We start from the raw sequence: 22,530 nt of genomic DNA on the forward strand, positions 1-22,530 counted from the left end.
CCAGAGGTGACGGAGCTGTCAGAGATGGTCGCCCCTGCTGTCGCCCAGCCAGTCCCGCACGGCGAGCGCCGTCGACTCGGAGTGGTCCTCCATGATGGTGAAGTGGTCTCCGGGGACGTCGGCGTCCTCGTGCGGGTACGGCCACTCCGGCTGCCAGCGGTCCTCGGTCTCCAGCGCCGTCGGCTCCCCCGGCGGGAAGGTGGCGTGCACATAGAGGGTCGGCGCCTCGATCGGGTCGGGCTTCCAGTCGTCGAACACGCGGACGTAGCCGCCCTGGCCGGTCAGCTGCGCGCCGGTCAGCAGCTCGAACGCCTCGCTGGTGGACCCGCGCTCCCTCAGTGCCGCCTCCAGGCGGGCCTCGAACGAGTTCGTCGCGGTGTAGGTGTCGACGAGCACCACCGCCGCCGGTGCGGTGCCCTGCCGTTCGAGCAGGGCGGCGACCGCGTTGACCATCCATCCGCCCGAAGAGTAGCCGAGGAGCACGAACGGCCTCTCGCCCGCCTGCCGTTGGACGGCCTCGGCCTGGAAGCGGACGATCGCCTCACGGTTCGCGGGCAGCAACTCCCCCGGCGCGAAGCCGGGATGGGGCAGCACGGTCACGTCCCGCTCGCCCGCGAACACGGGGGCGAACCGGCCGAAGTAGTGCGGGCCGGAGGGCGCCATCATCGGCGGGAAGCACAGCAGCGGGGTTCCCGGCCCGGTCGCCAGCGTGACCGCCGGCAGGGCGGGCGCCTCGTCCGCCGCCTCGAACACCGGCCGCACCCGTGCGGCCGTCATCACCAGCTGCCATCCCTCCTCGTACAGCCCGAGGTCGATCGCCTGCCGGTACAGGCCGGTGAGCGTGTCCTCGACCGCCAGGGCCGCGGGCGCTGCGGGAGCGGCGCCCGCGACTTCCGCGGCGAGCCCGCGCCGCAGGTACGCGGCGAGCGCCGGTCCGGTCGGCTTGTCGAACACGACGGTGGTGGGCAGGCGCAGCCCGGTCGCGCCCGCGAGCTGGTTGCGCAGTTGCAGCGCGGTCAGGGAGTCGAGGCCCAGCTGGGTCAGGGCACCGGAGACGTCGATGTCGTCCGGGGCGTACCCGAGCACGGCCGCCGTCCGGTCCCGGACGAGCCGGAGCAGTTCGCGCTCCTGGTCCTCCTCCGTCAGCCCGGCCAGGCGCCGCGTCAGCGGCTCCGCGCCCGCCTCGGCCGCCGCCCGCGTGGCGCGGGTGCGTACGAGGCCGCGCAGCAGCGGGGGCACCGCGTCGGGACGACCGCGCAATGCGCCGACGTCGAGGCGCATCGGCACCACGACCGCGTCGCCCGTCGCGCATCCGAGGTCGAACAGCGCGAGCCCCTCCTCCTGGGTCAGGCCCGCGACGCCGGAGCGGGACAGGCGTGCCACGTCGGACTCCGCCATGTCGCCGGTCATCGCGCTGGCCGTCTCCCACAGGCCCCACGCCAGTGACGTCGCGGGGAGACCGGCCGCCCTGCGGTGGTGGGCGAGCGCGTCGAGGAACGCGTTGGCCGCCGCGTAGTTGCCCTGGCCGGGGCCGCCGAGGATGCCCGCGGCGGAGGAGAACAGGACGAACGCGGACAGCCCGAGGTCGCGGGTCAGCTCGTGCAGGTGCCATGCCGCGTCGGCCTTCGGCCGGAACACGGTGTCCATCCGCTCCGGCGTCAGCGAGCCGATCACGCCGTCGTCCAGCGCGCCCGCCGAGTGCACCACGCCGGTCAGCGGGTGGTCCACGGGCACCGCGGCCAGCAGCTCCGTGAGCGCCGCGGGGTCGGTGACGTCGCAGGCGGCGAGCGTCACGTGGGCGCCGAGGCCGGCGAGTTCGGCGCGGAGTTCGTCCGCTCCGGGCGCGGCGGCGCCGCTGCGGCTGGCCAGCACGAGGTGCCGCACGCCGTACTCGGTCACCAGGTGCCGGGTGACGAGGCTGCCGATCATGCCGGTGGCGCCGGTCACGAGGACGGTGCCGCCGGGCGTGAACGCGATCGGGGACCCGGTCGCGGACGGTGCGGGCCGTGCCAGGCGCGGCACCAGCACGTCACCGGCGCGCACGGCCATCTGCGGCTCGGCACGACCGGCACCGGCCTCGGCGCTGGTGAGGACGGCGGGCAGCACCGCCCAGGACGCGTCCTGCGCGTCCACGTCCACCAGCGCGAACCGGTCGGGGTTCTCGGACTGCGCGGACCGGATCAGGCCCCACACCGCCGCGGCGGCGATGTCGGGCACGTCCTCGTCCGGTCCGGTCGCGACGGCCCCGCGGGTCACGAAGACGAGGCGGGAGTCGAGGAACCGGTCGTCGGCCAGCCACTCCTGGGCCAGCCGCAGCGCGCGCAGCGCAACGGCGCGAGCGGCGGAGACCGGCTCCGGGCCGTCCGCGGCGCACGGGACGACCACCAGCTCGGGCACTCCGGCCTCGGCGAGGGCCGCGAGGTCCCGGTGCTCGGCGACGGTCACGCCGGACGCACCGAGGCCCGCGCCTGCCTTCAGGTCGTCGGGGCCGACGACCGCGCAACCGCGGGCGGGAGCGGGGGTGGCCGCACGGGTCGGTGCGGCCACCCACTCCAGCCGGAACAGCGCATCGCAGTGGCGCGCACCCCACTGGTCCGCGGCGATCGGCCGCAGGACCAGGGATGCGACCGTCGCCAGGGGGTGACCCTGTGCGTCGGCCAGTTCCAGGGAAACGGCGTCGGGTCCGGCCGGCGTGAGCCGGACCCGCGCCGTGGTGGCACCGGTCGCATGCCACCGGATGCCGCTCCAGGAGAACGGCAGCCGGGGCCGACCGGCGTCCTCGACGAGGCCGCCGAGCATGCAGGCGTGCAGCGCGGCGTCCAGGAGCGCCGGATGGAGCCCGAACGACGCGGCGTCCCGGTGCTGGTCCTCGTCGAGTCCGATCTCGGCGTACACGGCGCCGTCGCCGCGCCACGCCGCACGAAGGCCCTGGAAGGCGGGCCCGTAGACGAACCCGGCCTCCTCCAGTCCGTCGTAGAGGCCGTCGATGTCGACGGGTTCGGCTCCGGCGGGCGGCCACTGGGTGAGCGCGGCCGGCTCGGCGGGGGCCTTGGTGGTGAGGAAGCCGGTGGCGTGCCGGGTCCAGTCGGCGTCGGCGGCCGGGTCGTCCGGGCGGGAGTCGATGCTCAGCGTGCGGCGGCCCACGCCGTCGTCGCCGCCGACCGTCACCCGCAGGCGTACGCCGCCGCGTTCGGGCAGCACCAGCGGCGCGGCCAGTGTCAGCTCTTCCGCCTCGTCCAGGCCGAGCCGGTCGCCCGCGGCGAGCGCGATCTCCGCGAAGGCCGTGCCGGGCAGCAGGACCGTCTGCCCGACGGCGTGGTCGGCGAGCCACGGGTGGGTGTCCGTACCGAGCCTGCCGGTGCACACGAGGCCCTGCCCGTCGGCGAGGTCCACGGCGGCGCCGAGCAGCGGGTGGTCCGCGCCGGCCAGGCCGAGACCGCCGGCAGCCTCGGCGAAGCTCAGGTCACGGGGAGCGTCCAGCCAGTAGCGCTTGCGCTGGAAGGGATAGGTCGGCAGGTCGACGGGGCGTCCGGCGGGCACGACGGCACGCCAGTCGAAGGGCAGGCCCTCGACGTACGCCTCGGCGGCCGAGAGCAGGAACCGGTCGAGACCGCCTTCGTCCCGGCGCAGCGTGCCCACCACGATCGCGTCGTCGTCGGTCGCCTCCAGCGTCTCGCGCACCCCGAAGACCAGCACCGGATGCGGGCTGCATTCGACGAACGTGCCGACGCCGTGCTCCAGGAGACCGCGCGTGGCGTCCTCGAACCGCACGGTCTCCCGCAGGTTCCGGTACCAGTAGTCGGCACCCGCCTCGGTCCCGGTCAGCCACTCCCCGGTGACCGTGGACAGCATCGGCACCTGAACGGCCTGGGGCTCCACCCCGGCCAGCGCATCCGCCAGCTCCGATTCGATACGCTCGACGTGCGACGAGTGGGAGGCGTAGTCGACGGGAACCCGACGAGCCCGAACGTCATCGGCGGCGCAGGACTCCATGAGCTCGTCGAGGGCGTCCGCGTCACCCGCCACGACCACCGAACCCGGGCCGTTGACCGCCGCGACCGAGATCCGCCCGTCCCAGTGGGCGATCCGCTCACGCGTCGCCCCGACCGTCGCCGCGAGCGAGACCATGCCGCCCCGCCCCGACAACGCCAGGATCGCCCGGCTGCGCAACGCCACGACCTTCGCGGCATCCTCCAGCGACAGAGCGCCCGCGACATGCGCGGCGGCGATCTCACCCTGACTGTGTCCCACCACCGCGTCCGGCTCGACACCGTACGAACGCCACAGCGCGGCCAGCGACACCATCACCGCGAACAGCACGGGCTGGACCACATCCACCCGCTCCAGCGCGTCGGCGTCGCCCAGGACGTCCCCCAACGACCAGTCCACATGTGGGGCCAGCGCCTGCGCACACGCATCGAGCGAGGCTCGGAACACCGGTGACGACTGCGCCAGCTCCGTCCCCATCCCCAGCCACTGCGATCCCTGGCCGGGGAAGACGAACGCCACCTTGCCCGCGGGGCGCGCGACACCGACCGCCGCACGGGCGGACTCGGCCCCCTGCGCCACCGCCGCCAGCGCATCCGCACCACCGGCCACCACCACGGCCCGGTGATCGAACACCGACCGCGACAACAGCGCGTCCGCCACACCCGCCACCCCGAACCCCTCCACAACGGGCGCGAGTTGGGCCGCATGCGCGCGCAGTGCGCCTTCCGTGCGGGCGGACAGCACCAACGGGGCCGGCCCGGACACCGACGGCACCTCGGCCGCGGCCTCCTCGGGCGCCGCCTCCTCGGGCGCCTGCTCCAGGACCACGTGCGCGTTGGTGCCGCTCACGCCGAACGAGGACACGCCCGCGCGCGACGGCCGTCCCGTCTGCGGCCACGACCGGGCCTCCGCCAGGACGTCCACGGCGCCCGCGGACCAGTCGACGTGCGGGGAGCGCTCGGAGACGTGCAGGGTCCGCGGCAGCGTGCCGTGCCGCATCGCCATCACCATCTTGATCACGCCGCCGACACCGGCCGCGGCCTGGGTGTGGCCGATGTTGGACTTCAGCGACCCGAGCCACAGCGGCTCGCCGCCGCGGTCCTGGCCGTACGTGGCGAGGAGCGCCTGGGCCTCGATGGGGTCGCCGAGGGTGGTGCCGGTGCCGTGCGCCTCGACGGCGTCCACGTCGGCCGGCGTCAGCCCCGCGTTGGCGAGGGCCTGCCGGATGACGCGCTGCTGCGAGGGGCCGTTCGGCGCGGTCAGGCCGTTGGACGCGCCGTCCTGGTTCACGGCCGAGCCGCGTACGACGGCGAGGACCGGGTGGCCGTGGCGGCGGGCGTCGGAGAGGCGTTCCAGGACGAGCATGCCGACGCCCTCGCCCCAGCCGGTGCCGTCCGCGTCGGCGGAGAAGGCCTTGCAGCGGCCGTCCGGGGCCAGGCCCCGCTGCCTGCTGAACTCCACGAAGGTGGCTGGGCTGGACATCACCGTCACGCCGCCCGCGAGCGCCAGCGTGCACTCGCCCGAGCGCAGCGCCTGCGCGGCGAGGTGCAGCGCCACCAGGGATGAGGAGCACGCGGTGTCCACGGTCATCGCGGGGCCTTCGAGACCGAACACGTACGACACCCGGCCGGAGGCGACGCTGCCCGAGCTGCCGACACCGAGCTGGCCCTCGAAGCCCTCGGGGGCGCGGCTGAGCCGGGAGGCGTAGTCGTTGTACATCACGCCCGCGAACACGCCGGTGGCGCTGCCGCGCAGCGACTTCGGGTCGAGACCGGCCCGCTCCATGGCCTCCCACGACGTTTCGAGGAGGAGGCGCTGCTGCGGGTCGACCGCCAGCGCCTCGCGCGGCGACATGCCGAAGAACACCGGGTCGAACTCGGCGGCGTCGTACAGGAAGCCGCCGTGCCGGACGCTGCTGGTGCCGGTCCGTTCGGGGTCGGGGTCGTAGAGCGCCTCCACGTCCCAGCCCCGGTTGTCCGGGAAGGCGGAGACCGCGTCGCGGCCCTCGGAAACCAGGCGCCACAGGTCTTCCGGCGAGCTCACCCCGCCGGGGTAGCGGCAGCTCATGCCGACGATGGCGATCGGCTCGTCGTCGGCGGCGGCCGTGCGGAGGGTCGCCGTCGCTGCCTCTTCGCCGCCGAGCAGCTCGGAGTGCAGGTGGTCCGCGAGAACCAGGGGCGTCGGGTAGTCGAAGACCAGCGTGGCGGGCAGGCGCAGGCCCGTGGCGGTGTCGAGCCGGTTGCGCAGCTCGACCGCCGTGAGCGAGTCGAAGCCGAGTTCGCCGAAGGCCCGCTCCGGTTCCACCTCGGCGGCCGAGGCGTGGCCGAGCACGGCGGCGACGGCCGTGCGGACGACGTCGAGCAGCGCGGGCAGGCGCTCGTCCTTCGGCAGCGCCGCGATCCGTGCCGCGAGTCCGCCCTCGGTCCTGGCGGCTTCGGGGCGTGCCGTGCGCACGAGCGCGCGCAGCAGCGCGGGGACGGTCTCGGGGCGTGCCCGCAGCGGCGCCAGGTCGAGCCTCATGGGCACGGCCACGGCGGCGGGGAGCGCGAGGGCGGCGTCGAACAGCCGCAGGCCCTCCTCGGCGGACAGCCCGGCGACACCGGCCCGGGCGAGGCGCCCGCGGTCGGTCTCGGCCAGCTCGCCGGTCATACCGCCGGCGTCCGCCCACAGGCCCCAGGCCAGTGAGGCCGCGGGCAGGCCCTGGGCGCGGCGGTGCTGGGCGAGCGCGTCCAAGTAGGCGTTGGCCGCGGCGTAGTTGCCCTGCCCGGGATTGCCGAAGGTGCCCGCGGCCGAGGAGAACACCACGAACGCGGACAGGTCCAGGTCGCGGGTCAGCTCGTGGAGGTTCCAGGCGGCGTCGACCTTCGGGCGGAACACGGTGTCGATCCGCTCGGGGGTCAGCGACTCGATGACACCGTCGTCCAGCACGCCCGCCACATGCACGACGGCCGTCACCGGGTGCTCGGCCAGCAGCGCCGCCACCGCGTCACGGTCCGCCACGTCACAGGCGACCACGGCGACCCCGGCGCCCAGGCCCGTCAACTCCTCGTACAGCGCGCCCACTTCGCCGCGCCTGCTCGCCAGGACCAGGTCCCGTACCCCGTGCCGCTCCACGAGATGCCGCGCCACCAGACCGCCGAGCATGCCGCTCGCACCGGTCACCAGCACCGCACCGGTACCGAAGCCCGGACCCTCGGCCTCGGCCGGACGGGCCCGCACCAGCCTGGGCACGCGCAGCTCCCCTGCACGCAGGGCCAGTTGGGGCTCACCGGTCTCGACGGCACCGGGAAGTGCGGACAGCGCGGTCGCCGGCCGGTCGGCGTCGACGAGGACGAACCGGCCGGGGTGCTCGGCCTGCGCCGCGCGGACGAGGCCCCACACCGGCGCGGCGGTCAGGTCGGGGACGTCCTCGTCGGTGCCCGCGGCGACCGCGCCGGTGGTGACGATCACCAGCCGTGCGGAGCCGAACCGCTCGTCGGCGAGCCAGCTCTGCAGCAGCGCCAGCGCCCGGTGCGTCGCCTCCGCGGGGCCCTCGGCCGCGGGGACCGGGGCGAACACGAGGTCCGGGACCCGGTCCTCGGCCAGCGCGGCCAGGTCCGCGTACGTGCGCACCGGTTCGGTGGTCTGCGCCGGGTCGAGGCCGTCTCCGAGGACCGCCCAGCGGGCCGTGGTGGAGGGGGCGGGCCTGACGGTCGCCCAGTCGACGCGGAACAGCGAGTCCAGCCGGTCGCCGCTCAGCGCGTCCGGTGTCAGGGGCCGCAGGGACAGGGCCTCGACCGTGGCGACGGGGGCGCCCGTACCGTCGCTCAGGGCGAGCGCGACGCCGGCGGCGCCCGCCGGGGAGAGCCGCCCGCGCAGCACGGTCGCGCCGCTGCGGTGCAGGCGTACCCCGCGCCAGGAGTAGGGCAGGTGCAGGCGCTCCGCGTCGGCGACGAAGCCGCCGAGTCCGATGGCGTGCAGCACGGAGTCGAGGAGCGCGGGGTGCAGCGCGAAGGGGGCCGCGGCGTCCTGGTCGGGCAGTTCCACCGCGACGAACACCTCGTCGCCCCGCCGCCAGGCCTCGCGCAGGCCGCGGAACGCGGGCCCGTAGCCGAGCCCCGTCGCCGCGAGGTCGTCGTAGCGGCCCTCGACGTCGATCCGCTCCGCGCCCGCGGGCGGCCAGGCCTCACCGGCGGTGGCCGGGGCGACCGGGGTGACCGGGGTGTCGTCGCCCGTCGCGAGGGTGCCGAAGGCGTGCCGCGTCCACGGCTCGTCGTCGCCCGCGTCGTCGGCGCGCGCGTGGCAGGTCAGTGTCCGGCGCCCCGACTCGTCCGGCGCTCCGACGGACACCTGGAGGCGCACCGCGCCGTCCTCCGGCAGGACCAGGGGTGCCGCCAGTGTCAGCTCCTCGACGTGGTCGAGTCCCACCTGGTCGCCGGCCCTGATCGCGAGTTCCAGGAACGCGGCACCGGGCACCAGGACCACTCCGCCGACGGTGTGGTCGGCCAGCCACGGGTGGGTGGCCAGGGAGAGCCTGCCGGTGAGCAGGGCGCCCTCCTCGTCGGCGAGGGTGACCGCGGCTCCCAGCAGCGGGTGGTCGGCGGGCCGCAGGCCGACCGAGGCGACGTCGCCGGCGTGGGTGCCCGCGTCCAGCCAGTACCTGGTGCGCTGGAACGGGTACGTGGGCAGGTCGACGCGCCGGGCGCCGCGTCCCGCGAACACGGATCGCCAGTCGAGGGTGACACCCCGCGTGTGCAGGGCCGCGACCGCGGCGGTGAGCGCGGTGCCCTCGGGCCGGTTCGCGCGTGCCGCGGCCACCAGGAACGCGCCCTCGTCGACGCAGTCGCGTCCCGCCGCGGTCAGCACCGCGTCGGGGCCCAGCTCCAGGAAGTTCGTGACGCCCTGGTCGCGCAGGCACCGTACGCCGTCGAGGAACCGCACGGCCTCGCGGACGTGGCGCACCCAGTGCTCCGGGTCGCGCGCCTGCTGCGCAGACAGCACGGCACCGGTCAGGGTGGACACGACGGGGATCGTGGGCGTCCCGTAGGTGACGGTGCGGGCGACGGCGCGGAAGTCCGCCAGGACGGCGTCCACGTGCGGGGAGTGGAACGCGTGGCTGACCCGCAGGTAGCGGGTCTTCCCGCCCTGTTCCCGCCATGCGGCGTCGAGGGCGGCGACCGCGTCGGCGTCGCCCGCGACCACCGTGGACCCGGGGCCGTTGACGGCCGCGACGTCCACCGTGCCGCCGTGCTCGGCGATCAGGCGGCGCACGGTGTCCTCGTCCGCGCGCAGCGACAGCATCGCCCCGCCCTCGGGCAGGGCCCCCATGAGCCTGCCGCGGGCGGCGACCAGCGCGCAGGCGTCGGCGAGGGAGAACACGCCGGACACATGCGCGGCCGCCAGTTCGCCGATGGAGTGGCCCGCGAGGAACTGCGGGGTGAGGCCCCACGCCGTGACGAGGCGGAACAGGGCCACCTCGACGGCGAACAGCGCGGGCTGCGTGTAGGTGGTCAGGTCGAGCAGGGCGGCGGCCCCGGTGCCGGGCTCGGCGAAGAGCACGTCCGCGAGCGGCCGGTCCAGGTGCGGGTCCAGGTGGGCGCAGACCTCGTCCAGGGCCTCGGCGAACACGGGGAACTCCCCGTACAGTTCACGCCCCATGCCGACGCGCTGGCTGCCCTGTCCGCTGAACAGGAAGGCGAGCTTGCCGCGGGTGCCCACCGTGCCGCGCACCAGGTTCGGTGCCTCGCCTCCCTCGGCCAGGGCCCGAAGGCCACGCAGCAGTTCCGTGCGGTCCGCGCCGACGACGGCGGCCCGGTGCTCCAGCGCGGTCCTGGTCACGGCGAGTGAGAAGCCGACGTCCACGGCCGACGCGTTCCGGCCCCGCGCCGGTGCGCCCTCGCCGTCCACCTGGGAGAGGAGGGCGGCGGCACGCTCGCGCAGCGCGGCGGGGTCGTTGCCGGACAGCACCCACGGGACCGCGTCGGCCAGGACGGGGGCGACGGGCTCACCGTGGATGTCCTCGGCCTCATCGGCCTCGGCCGGGGCCTGTTCGAGGACGACGTGGGCATTGGTGCCGCTGATGCCGAACGACGACACCGCCGTCCTGCGCGGCCGGCCCGTCTCGGGCCACGGCCGCGCCTCGGTGAGCAGTTCCACGGCCCCCGCCGCCCAGTCGACGTGCCGGGAGCGCTCGTCCACGTGCAGTGTCGGCGGCAGCACGCCGTGCCGCATCGCCATGACCATCTTGATGACGCCCGCGGCGCCGGCGGCGGCCTGTGTGTGGCCGATGTTGGACTTCACGGACCCCAGCCACAGCGGCTCGCCGGTACGGTCCCGGCCGTACGTGGCGAGCAGGGCCTGGGCCTCGATCGGGTCACCGAGGGTCGTGCCGGTGCCGTGCGCCTCGACCATGTCGACCTGGGCCGCGGTCAGTCCGGCGCTGTCCAGGGCCTGCCGGATCACACGCTGCTGCGAGGGGCCGTTGGGCGCGGTCAGGCCGTTGGACGCGCCGTCCTGGTTCACGGCCGAGCCGCGCAGGACCGCGAGGACCGGGTGGCCGCCTCGGCGGGCGTCGGACAGCCGCTCCAGGAGCAGCATGCCGGCGCCCTCGCCCCAGCCGGTGCCGTCGGCGCTGTCGGCGAAGGACTTGCACCGGCCGTCCGCGGCGAGGCCGCGCTGTTTGCTGAAGCCGATGAACGTGTCCGGGGTCGCCATCACGGTGACGCCGCCCGCGAGGGCGAGCGTGCACTCGCCCGAGCGCAGCGCCTGGGCCGCGAGGTGCAGCGTGACCAGGGAGGACGAGCAGGCCGTGTCGACCGTGACGGCGGGGCCCTCCAGCGCGAACGTGTACGACACGCGGCCGGAGGCGACGCTGCCGAAGCCGCCGGTGCCGAGGAAGCCCTCGACGCCCTCCGGCACCGACCGCAGCCGCGACGTGTAGTCGTGGTACATGACGCCCGCGAACACGCCCGTCCTGCTGCCGCGCAGCTGCGACGCGTCGATCCCGGCCCGCTCGAACGCCTCCCAGGAGGTTTCGAGCAGCAGCCGCTGCTGCGGGTCCATCGCGAGCGCCTCGCGCGGCGATATCCCGAACAGTCCGGGGTCGAACTCGGCCGCGTCGTGCAGGAATCCGCCCTCGGTGCGAAAGACGCGGTCGGGGTCCTCGGGGTCGGACAGGTGGACGTCGCCCCAGCCCCGGTCGGTGGGGAACGCCGTCACGCCGTCGCGGCCGCCGGCGACCAGCTCCCACAGGTCCTCGGGGGAGCGCACGCCGCCGGGGTAGCGGCAGCTCATGCCGATGATCGCGACCGGCTCCTGCTCGCCCTCCTCGACCTCGCGCAACCGCTGACGCGTCTCGCGCAGGTCAGCGGTGACCCGCTTGAGGAAATAACGGAGCTTGTCCTCGTTTTCCATGCCTTCTCTACTCCAGGGAACGTCGAGCAAGTGGTGTGGCCGGACGGGTCAGGAAATGCCGAACTCTTTGCCGAGCAGGTCGAACATCTCGTCGTCCGTCGCGGCGTCGAGGTCGTCGGACGCCTGCGGGGCGGCGTCGGCGCGGCTGTCGCGCCACGCGGTGAGCAGCGCCGACAGGCGGGCGCCGACCAGGTCGTCCGCGTCGTCGCCGGGCCTGACCGCGGCGAGGCTCGCCTCGATGCGGCCGAGTTCGGCGAGCAGGGGTGCCACGCCGCCGGGCTCGTCCACGACGAGCGTGTCCACGAGGTGGCCGACCAGGTCGAGCGGGGTCGGGTGGTCGAAGACCAGCGTCGCGGGCAGCCGCAGGCCGGTGGCGGCGCCCAGCCGGTTGCGCAGCTCGACCGCCGTGAGCGAGTCGAAGCCGAGCTCGGTGAACGCGCGCCGCTCGTCGACCGCTTCGGAGCCGGGCAGGGCGAGGACGGCCGCGACGTGCGCGCACACCAGGTCCACCAGGGCAGCGGGCCGTTCGGTCGCCGGCATCGCCGCCAGCCGGTCCCGCAGCGCGGCGGCGGGGTCGCTCCCGGTCTCCGCCGCCCTGCGGGTCGTCGTCCGCACCAGGCCGCTGAGCAGCGCCGGCACGGCGGCCGCGCCGCGCACTGCCCGCAGGTCGAGCCGCATGGGCACGACGACCGGGTCCGCCCCGAGAGCCACCGCGTCGAACAGCTGAAGGCCTTCCTCGGCGGTCAGGCCCGCGGCGCCGGTCTCGGCCAGCCGGGCGCCCATGCCGTCCTCTCCGGCCCACAGGCCCCAGGCCAGCGAGGTGGCCGGCAGGCCCTGGGCACGGCGGTGCTGGGCGAGCGCGTCCAAGTAGGCGTTGGCCGCGGCGTAGTTGCCCTGCCCGGGATTGCCGAAGGTGCCTGCGGCCGAGGAGAACACCACGAACGCGGACAGGTCCAGGTCGCGGGTCAGCTCGTGGAGGTTCCAGGCGGCGTCGACCTTCGGGCGGAACACGGTGTCGATCCGCTCGGGGGTCAGCGACTCGATGACGCCGTCGTCCAGCACGCCCGCCACATGCACGACAGCCGTCACCGGGTGCTCGGCCAGCAGCGCCGCCACCGCGTCACGGTCCGCCACGTCACAGGCGACCACGGCGACCCCGGCGCCCAGGCCCGTCAACTCCTCGTACAGCGGGCCCACTTGGCCGCGCCTGCTCGCCAGGACCAGGTCCCGTACCCCGTGCCGCTCCACGAGATGCCGCGCCACCAGACCGCCGAGCATGCCGCTCGCACCGGTCACCAGCACCGCACCGGTACCGAAGCCCGGACCCTCGGCCTCGGCCGGACGGGCCCGCACCAGCCTGGGCACGAAGGGTTCACCGCCGCGCACGGCCAGCTCGGGTTCGGGGCTCCCGATGGCCGACTTCCAGCCGTGCTCGTCGTCGACGTCCACCAGGACGAAGCGGTCCGGGTTCTCGGACTGTGCCGTCCGCACCAGGCCCCACACGGCGGCGGACGCCAGGTCGGGCACGTCGTCCCCGGCCCCGACCGCCACCGCACCACGGGTCACCAGCACCAGCCGCGACGCCGCGCAGCGCTCGTCGGCCAGCCAGCCCTGCACGAGCTCCAGGGCGGTGTGCGCCTGCCGGTGCACCGCGTCCGCATCCATGCCGGCGGGACGCGCGCACCGCACGACGGTGTTCTCCGGCAGCGTCTCCCCCGCGTCCAGGGCCGACCGCAGCGCGGCCCGGTCCGTGAACTCCGCCACCGAACCGGCACTGCGGGCCGGCATCGAAGCGGGCACCCAGTCGAGGCGGAACAGCGCATCGTGGCCGCGCGCCGCGCCGAGCGAACCCGGCGCCACCGCGCGCACCACCAGCGAGTCGATGGTGGCCACCGGAGCGCCGGAGCCGTCCGCGACCGTCAGCGACACCCCGTCCGCCCCGGCGGGCGACAACCGCACCCGCAGCCCCGTCGCACCGGAAGCGTGCAGCCGTACCCCCGTCCAGGAGAACGGCAGCCTGCCGGGGCCGTCGGTCCCGCCCATGAGGCCGATGGCGTGGAGCGCGGCGTCGAGCAGCGCCGGGTGCAGGCCGAACCGTCCCGCCTCCACGTCGTCGGGCAGCGCGACCTCGGCGAACACCTCGTTCCCGTGCCGCCACGCGCCCCGCAGGTTCCGGAACACCGGCCCGTAGGCGAAGCCGCCGTCGGCCATGTGGTCGTAGAACCCGTCCAGGTCCACGGCCTCGGCTCCCGCGGGCGGCCACGCGTCGAGGGCGGCGGGAGCACTGTCGTCGTCCGCAAGGACGCCGCTCGCGTGCCGGACCCAGGGCAGGTCGCCGTTCTCGTCGCGCGCGTGGACCGTCACCGGGCGCCGGCCCGACGCGTCGGGCGCGCCGACCCGCACCTGGACCTGTACGCCGCCCTGTGCGGGCAGCATCAGGGGCGTCTGAAGCGTCAGCTCCTCCACGCAGGCGCAGCCGACCTGGTCGCCGGCCTGCACCGCCAGCTCGACGAACGCCGTGCCGGGCAGCAGCACCGAGCCCATGATCTCGTGCCCGGCCAGCCACGGGTGCGTGCGCAGCGAGAGCCTGCCCGTGAACAGGGCGGTGTCCTCGTCCGCGAGCGTGACCGCGGCGCCGAGCAGCGGGTGGTCGGCGGAGCCGAGCCCGAGGCCGGAGGCGTCGGTGGCGGGCCGCATGCTCGTGTCGGGCCAGAACCGCTGGTACTGGAAGGCGTACGTGGGCAGCTCGACGGTGTGGGCGGTACCCGCGTAGTAGGCGGCCCAGTCGACGGGCACGCCGCGCACGTGCAGGGCGGCGAGTGCGGTCATGACGGCCTCGTCCTCCGGACGGTCGCCGCGCAGCGCCGGGACGAAGGCCCCGTCGGGCAGGGACTCCTGGCCGAGCGCGGACAGCACACCGCCGGGTCCGATCTCGACGAGGACGTCCGCGCCCGTGGCGACAACGGCGTCGGCGAACCGCACCGACTCGCGCACGTGCCGCACCCAGTACTCGGGCGACGCCAGCTCCTCGGCGGCCGCCCGCGCGCCGGTGAGCGTCGACACGATCGCGATCTCCGGCGTCCTGGCGGTCACGCTCTCCAGGACCTGGCGGAACTCGTCGAGCATCGGGTCCATCAGCGGCGAATGGAACGCGTGGCTCACCCGGAGCCGGGTCGCCTTGCGTCCCGCCTCACGCCACCGCTCGGCGACGGCGTCGACATCGGCGGCGACACCGGAGACGACCACCGAGTCCGGGCCGTTGACCGCGGCGACGCCGACGGTGTCCGGCAGGCCGGGGGCGACCTCGGCCTCACCGGCCTGGATCGCCGCCATCGCGCCGCCCTCGGGCAGCGCCTGCATCAGCCCGGCACGGGCCGACACCACCTTCACCGCATCCGCGAGAGACCACACACCGGAGACGTGCGCGGCGGCCAGCTCGCCGATCGAGTGCCCGGCCAGTACGTCCGGCCGCACACCCCACGACTCCAGGAGACGGAACAGCGCGACCTCGACCGCGAACAACGCGGGCTGCGTCACTCCGGTCTCGTTCAGCGCATCGGCGTCGTCGCCGAACAGGACCTCACGCACCTGCGGGTCGAACTCCGCCAGGACGCGCTCCAGGGCCTCGGCGAACACCGGGTACCGGTCGCCCAGTTCACGGCCCATGCCGAGCCGCTGCGAGCCCTGGCCGGAGAACAGGAAGCCGACCCGGTGCTCGTCGGTGACACCGCTCACGGCCCCGGCGACCGGACGTCCCTCGACGGCGTCGGTCAGCCCGGCCACCAGGTCGGTCAGGTCGTGGCCGACGACGGCGAGCCGGTGCTCGAACCCGGCCCGCGAGGTCGCGAGCGCACGGGCCACGTCCACCGGGTCGAGGCCGGGCCGTGCGGCCAGGTGGTCGCGCAGCCGCGCCGCCTGGTCGCGCAGGGCGCTCTCGGTGCGGCCGGACAGCAGCCACGGCCCGAGCGGCACCTCGGGGGCCCGCGGCGCCTCGGCGTCCGGCGTGGCCTCGACGATGACGTGCGCGTTGGTGCCACTGAAGCCGAACGACGACACGCCCGCGCGCCGGGGCCGGTCCGCCTCGGGCCACGGCCGCGCCTCGGTCAGCAGCTCCACGGCACCCGCGGACCAGTCGACGTTCGCAGAGGGCTCGTCGGCGTGCAGCGTCTTCGGCAGGACGCCGTTGCGCAGCGCCATCACCATCTTGATGACGCCGCCCACGCCCGCGGCGGCCTGGGTGTGGCCGATGTTGGACTTCAGCGAACCGAGCCACAGGGGGTCGCCGGCGCGGCCCCGCCCGTACGTGGCGAGCAGGGCCTGGGCCTCGATGGGGTCGCCGAGGGTGGTGCCGGTGCCGTGCGCCTCGACGGCGTCCACGTCGGCCGGCGTCAGCCCCGCGTTGGCGAGGGCCTGCCGGATGACACGCTGCTGCGAGGGGCCGTTCGGCGCGGTCAGGCCGTTGGACGCGCCGTCCTGGTTGACCGCCGTGCCGCGGATCACCGCGAGGACCGGGTGGCCGCTGCGGCGGGCGTCGGAGAGGCGTTCCAGGAGGAGCATGCCGACGCCCTCGCCCCAGCCGGTGCCGTTGGCGTCGGCGGAGAACGAGCGGCACCGGCCGTCCGGCGAAAGGCCCTGCTGGCGGCTGAAGTCGACGAACGCGCCGGGCGTCGCCATGACGGTCGCGCCGCCCGCGAGCGCGAGCGAGCACTCGCCCGACCGCAGCGCCCGCACCGCCAGGTGCATGGCGACGAGGGACGACGAGCACGCCGTGTCCACGGTCATCGCGGGGCCTTCGAGGCCGAACGTGTACGAGAGCCGGCCGGACGCGACACTGCCCGCGTTGCCCGTGCCGAGGTAGCCCTCGACGCTCTTCGGCGCACCGTGCAGCTGGGTGGCGTAGTCGTGGTACATGACGCCCGCGAACACGCCGGTCGCGCTGCCCCGCACCGACCTGGGGTCGATGCCCGCGCGCTCGAACGCCTCCCAGGAGGTTTCGAGCAGCAGCCGCTGCTGCGGGTCCATCGCGAGGGCCTCACGCGGTGAGATCCCGAAGAACGCCGGGTCGAACAGGTCGGCGTCGTGCAGGAAGCCGCCCTCACGGGTGTAGGAGCTGCCTGCTCGTTCGCCGGAGGGGTCGTAGAGCGCCTCCACGTCCCAGCCGCGCTCGGTCGGGAACGGGGTGATGCCTTCGGCACCGTCGGCGATCAGCCGCCACAGGTCCTCCGGCGAGCGGACGCCACCGGGGTAGCGGCAGCTCATGCCGACGATCGCGATCGGCTCGTCGGCCACGGCCACGGCCACGGCCGTGTGCGTGGGCGCCACGGCGGCGGGCGCGCCCGCCAGTTCGGCGCCGACGAACGCGGCCAGCGCCGCCGGGGTCGGGTAGTCGAAGACCAGCGTGGCGGGCAGACGCAGGCCCGTGGCCGTGTTGAGCCGGTTGCGCAGGTCGACGGCGGTCAGCGAGTCGAAGCCGAGCTCCGTGAACGCATGACCGGACGCGACCGCCTCCGGTCCGGCGTGGCCGAGGACCATGGCGACCTGGGTGCGGACGAGGTCCAGCAGCACCCGGTCGCGCTCGTCCTCGGTGAGCGGCGCGAGGCGGTCGCGGAGCGCCCCCGCCGGATCGGCCCCGCTCCCTGCCGCCCTGCGGCTCGTGGTGCGCACCAGAGCGCTGAACACCGGCGGGATCACCGGGAGTTCGCGTACGGCCCGCAGGTCGAGCCGCATCGGTACGACGACCGGGTCGGCTCCGCAGACCGCGGCGTCGAACAGCGTGACGCCCTCGTCCGCGGACAGGCCGTGGGCGGCGGAGTCCGCCACCCGGGCGCCCATGCCGTCGGCCCACAGGCCCCACGCCAGCGACGTGGCGGGCAGGCCCTGGGCGCGCCTGCGCCGGGCCAGCCCGTCGAGGAACGCGTTGGCGGCCGCGTAGTTGCCCTGGCCGGGCGCGCCGAGCGTGCCCGCCACCGAGGAGAACAGGACGAACGCCGACAGGTCCAGGTCGCGGGTCAGCTCGTGCAGGTGCCGCGCCGCATCGACCTTGGCCCGGAACACGGTGTCGACCTGGTCCGGGGTCAGCGAGCCGATCGTGCCGTCGTCCAGCACACCGGCGGTGTGCACGACGGCGGTCACGGGGTGCTCGGCGAGCAGCGCGGCCAGCGCGTCGCGGTCGGCGACGTCGCAGGCGGCGACGGCGACCTCGGCGCCCCGCGCGAGGAGTTCGTCGCGCAGGTCCTCGGCACCCGCCGCGGCCATGCCGCGCCTGCTGGCCAGGACCAGCCGTCCGACGCCGTGCCGTTCGACGAGGTGCCGGGCGACCAGGCTGCCCAGCGCGCCCGACGCGCCCGTCACCAGCACCGTGCTGTCCGGTCCGAACACCGGGTCGTCGTCGCCGGCCTCGGGCCGCACTCGTGCGAGGCGGGCCACGGACATCCGCCCGTCCCGCACGGCGACCTGGGGTTCCCCGGTCGCCACGGCCGGCCTCCAGCCGTCCTCGTCGTCGACGTCGACCAGGACGAAGCGGTCGGGGTTCTCCACCTGCGCCGTCCGCACCAGGCCCCACACTGCGGCGGACGCCAGGTCGGGCACGTCGTCCCCGGCCTCGACCGCGACCGCGCCACGGGTCACCAGCACCAGCCTGGACTCGGCGCAGCGCTCGTCGGCCAGCCAGCCCTGCAGCAGTTCCAGAGCGCTCAGCACGGCCTGGCGCACATCGTCCACGTCGTGGGCTCCAGGGCCCGTCGGCGTGCACCGCACCACGGTGTTGTCCGGCAGCGTCTCCCCCGCGTCCAGGGCCGACCGCAGCGCGGCCCAGTCGGCGAATTCCGACACCGGACCCGCGCTTGTGGCGGAGGCCGGGGCGGGCACCCAGTCCAGGTGGAAGAGCGACTCCCAGCCCCGGCGCGACAGCGTCGCCGTCACGGGGCGCAGCACCAGCGAGTCGATCGTGGCCACCGGGGCACCGGAGCCGTCCGCGACCGTCAGCGACACCCCGTCCGAGCCGGCGGGCGACAACCGCACCCGCAGCACCGTCGCACCGGAAGCGTGCAGCCGTACCCCCGTCCAGGAGAACGGCAGCTTCCCGGGGCCGTCGGCCCCGCCCATCAATCCGATGCCGTGCAGCGCGGCGTCGAGCAGCGCCGGGTGCAGGCCAAAACCGCCTGCCTCCACGCCGTCGGGCAGCGCGACCTCGGCGAACACCTCGTCGCCCTTGCGCCACGCGGCCCGCAGGCCCTGGAACACCGGCCCGTAGCCGAAGCCGCCGTCGGCCATGCGGTCGTAGAGGCCGTCCAGAGCCAGGGCCTCGGCTCCCGCGGGCGGCCACGCGCCGAGGCCGGCCGACGGCACGTCGGCGCCGCCCACGAGCACACCGCTCGCGTGCCGCACCCACACGTCACCGTCGTCGTCGCGGGCGTGCACCGTCACCGGGCGCCGGCCGGACTCGTCGGCCACGCCCACCTGCACCTGCACGCGTACGCCACCGCGCTCGGGCACCACCAGCGGTGCCTCCAGCGTCAGTTCCTCGACCAGGTCGCACCCGGTCTGGTCGCCCGCGCGGATCGCCAGCTCCAGGAACGCCGTACCGGGCAGCAGGATCGAGCCCTGGATCGCGTGATCGGCGAGCCACGGGTGGGTTTCCACGGACAGGCGGCCGGTGAAGAGCTGCCCGTCCGAGTCGGCCGTGTCGACGATCGCGCCGAGCAGCGGGTGCCCGGCCGAGCCGAGCCCGGCGGCGTTCAGGTCGCCCGCCCCCACTCCGGCGGCCAGCCAGTAGCGCTGGTGCTGGAACGCGTACGTCGGCAGGTCGACGCGCCGCGCGCCACGCCCGGCGAAGAACGCCTCCCAGTCCAGGCGCACGCCCCGCGTGCACAGCCGCGCCACCGCCGACACCAGCGCGGACTCCTCCGGCTGATCGGCGCGCAGCACCGGTACGAAGGCCGCGTCCGGCGCGGACTCCTGGCCCAACGCGGAGAGCGTCCCGCCCGGGCCGACCTCGACGAACGTGACAAGGCCCTCGGCGACCAGGGTGCTCACGGCGTCGGCGAACCGCACCGACTCGCGCAGGTGCCGCACCCAGTACTCCGGCGAGGCCAGCTCGTCGGCAGTCGCCCGCGCACCCGTCAGCGTCGACACGATCGGAATCGTGGGCGCCTCGAACGTCACGCCCTCCAGCACGGCGCGAAAGTCGTCCAGCATCGGATCCATCAGCGGCGAGTGGAACGCATGGCTCACCCGCAGCCGGGACACCTTCCGCCCCGCCTCACGCCACCGCTCGCCCACAGCCTCCACATCAGCGGCGACACCCGACACGACGACCGACGACGGCCCATTGACCGCCGCGATGCCGACGGTCTCCGGCAGGTCCGCCGCGACCTCGGCCTCCGTCGCCTGGACCGCCACCATCGCACCGCCCCCGGGCAGCGCCTGCATCAGCGCGCCCCGGGCCGACACCACCTTCACCGCATCCGCCAGCGACCACACACCCGAGACGTGCGCGGCAGCCAGCTCGCCGATCGAGTGACCCGCCAGCACATCGGGGCGGACACCCCAGGACTCCAGCAGCCGGAACAGGGCCACCTCGACGGCGAACAGCGCGGGCTGCGTCACCCCCGTCTCGTTCAGAGCATCGGCGTCCTCGCCGAACAGCACCTCACGGACCTCAGGAGCCAGGAGATCCAGCACCTCGTCCAAGGAGGCGGCGAACACCGGGAAACGGGCCGCCAGTTCACGACCCATGCCCAGCCGCTGCGAACCCTGACCCGAGAACAGGAAACCCACGCCGCCCGGGGCGACGGAGCCTGTGACCAGGCCGGGGAACGGCCGCCCCTCGGCCAGAGCGGTGAGCCCGTCCAGGAGGGCCGCACGGTCGTCGCCCACGACGACCGCCCTGTGCTCGAAGGCCGACCGGGTCGTCGCCAACGCGTAGCCGATGTCCTGCATGCCGACGTCCTGCATGCCGACGGCCGGGGCGCCGCGCTCCGGCCGGCCCGCGACGTGCTCCCGCAGCCGGACCGCCTGTTCCCGCAGCGCCTCCGCGCTCCGCGCGGACAGCACCCACGGCACAAGACCACCGTCGACCGGGGCCGGCACGTGGTCCTCGCTCGGTACGTATTCGACGATGGTGTGCGCGTTCGTGCCGCTCACGCCGAACGACGAGACACCGGCCCGCCGCAGCCGACCGGTTTCCGGCCACGGCCGGGACTCCGTCAGCAGTTCGACGGCGCCGGCCGACCAGTCCACGTTCGACGAGGGCTCGCCGACGTGCAGGGTCTGCGGCAGCACTCCGTGCCGCAGCGCCATCACCATCTTGATCACACCCGCGACGCCCGCGGCGGCCTGGGTGTGGCCGAAGTTCGACTTGATGGAGCCGAGCCACAGCGGCCGGTCGTCGGGCCGGTCCTGGCCGTAGGTGGCCAGCAGCGCCTGCGCCTCGATCGGGTCGCCGAGGGTCGTGCCGGTGCCGTGCGCCTCCACCGCGTCCACGTCGGACGGTTCCAGACCGGCGCTCGCCAGGGCCTGCCGGATGACCCGCTGCTGCGAGGGGCCGTTCGGCGCGGTCAGGCCGTTCGACGCGCCGTCCTGGTTCACCGCGGAGCCGCGGATCACCGCGAGGACCGGGTGCCCGTTGCGGCGGGCGTCCGAGAGCCGCTCGACGAGCAGCATGCCCACGCCCTCGCCCCAGCCGGTGCCGTCGGCACTGTCGGAGAACGACTTGCACCGGCCGTCCCCCGCGAGGCCGCGCTGGCGGCTGAAGTCGACGAACGTGCTGGGGGTCGCCATCACGGCGACGCCACCGGCCAGCGCCATCGTGCACTCACCCTGCCGCAGCGCCTGACTCGCCCAGTGCAGGGCGACCAGCGACGAGGAGCAGGCGGTGTCGACGGTGACGGCGGGGCCCTCCAGGCCGAGCGCGTAGGCGACCCGACCGGACGCGACGCTGCCGGACCCGCCGGTGCCGAGGTAGCCCTCGACGTCCTCCGAGACGGAACGCAGCCGCGACACGTAGTCGTGGTACATCACCCCCGCGAACACGCCGACGGCCTTGCCCCGGACCGAGGTCGGGTCGATGCCGGCGCGCTCGAACGCCTCCCACGACGTTTCGAGCAGCAGCCGCTGCTGCGGGTCCATGGCCAGCGCCTCGCGCGGCGAGATCCCGAAGAACGCCGGGTCGAACAGGTCGGCGTCGTGCAGGAAACCGCCCTCACGGGTGTAGGAGGTACCCGTGCGCTCGGGGTCCGGGTCGTACAGGGCGTCCACGTCCCAGCCCCGGTTGACGGGGAACTCGCTGATGGCGTCGACACCGCCCAGGACGAGCTGCCACAGCTCCTCTGGCGAGTTCACGCCACCCGGGTAGCGGCAGCTCATGCCGACGATCGCGATCGGCTCGTCGGACACCGCCACGGCCGCGCGCGTGGGCGCGGCCACGACGGGCGCGCCCGCGAGCTCGGCGTTGATGAACGCGGCGAGCGCGGCGGGGTTCGGGTGGTCGAAGACGAGGGTCGCGGGCAGCCGCAGCTCGGTGGCCGCGTTGAGGTGGTTGCGCAGCTCGACGGAGCTGAGCGAGTCGAAGCCCAGCTCCCTGAACGCGCGGTCGGGTTCGACGGCGTGGGCCGAGCTGTGGCCGAGCACCGCCGCGGCATGCGTGCGGACGAGGTCCAGCAGCGCCTTCTCCCGTTCGCCCTCGGTCAGAGCCGCCAGCGACTGTGCCAGCGCGGACCGGTTGGCGGGATCGGCGGTCCTGCGGACGGTGTTCCGCACCAGAGAGCGCAGCAGGTGGAGGACGGGCTGGGTACGCGCATGCCGGCGCAACACGGAGAAGTCCATCGGAACGGGCGCCAGCAGCGCACGCCCGGTGGAGCCCGCAGCGTCGAACAGCGCCAGGCCCTCGGCCGGCCCCAGCGGAATGGCGCCGCCGCTGGTGATGCGGCGTACGTCAGTGTCGTCGAGGCTGCCCGCCATGCCACCGCCGGTGGCCCACAGGCCCCAGGCCAGCGACGTCGCGGCCAGACCAGCCGCCCGCCGATGCTGCGCGAGCGCGTCCAGGAACGCATTGGCCGCCGCGTAGTTGCCCTGACCCGGACCACCGAAGACACCAGCGGCGGACGAGAACAGCACGAAGGCCGACAGGTCCATGCCCTGGGTCAACTC

1 pseudogene is annotated in these 22,530 nt (G+C 75.0%); it reads right to left on the reverse strand.

Annotated features, from left to right (window positions below):
* Nucleotides 1–18: 18 nt before the first annotated feature.
* A pseudogene (locus ACFZCP_RS33865) lies at nucleotides 19–22,530 on the reverse strand (SDR family NAD(P)-dependent oxidoreductase); the annotation flags it as partial.

The sequence above is a fragment of the Streptomyces sp. NPDC007971 genome, from assembly GCF_042958635.1.
Lineage (GTDB): Bacteria > Actinomycetota > Actinomycetes > Streptomycetales > Streptomycetaceae > Streptomyces.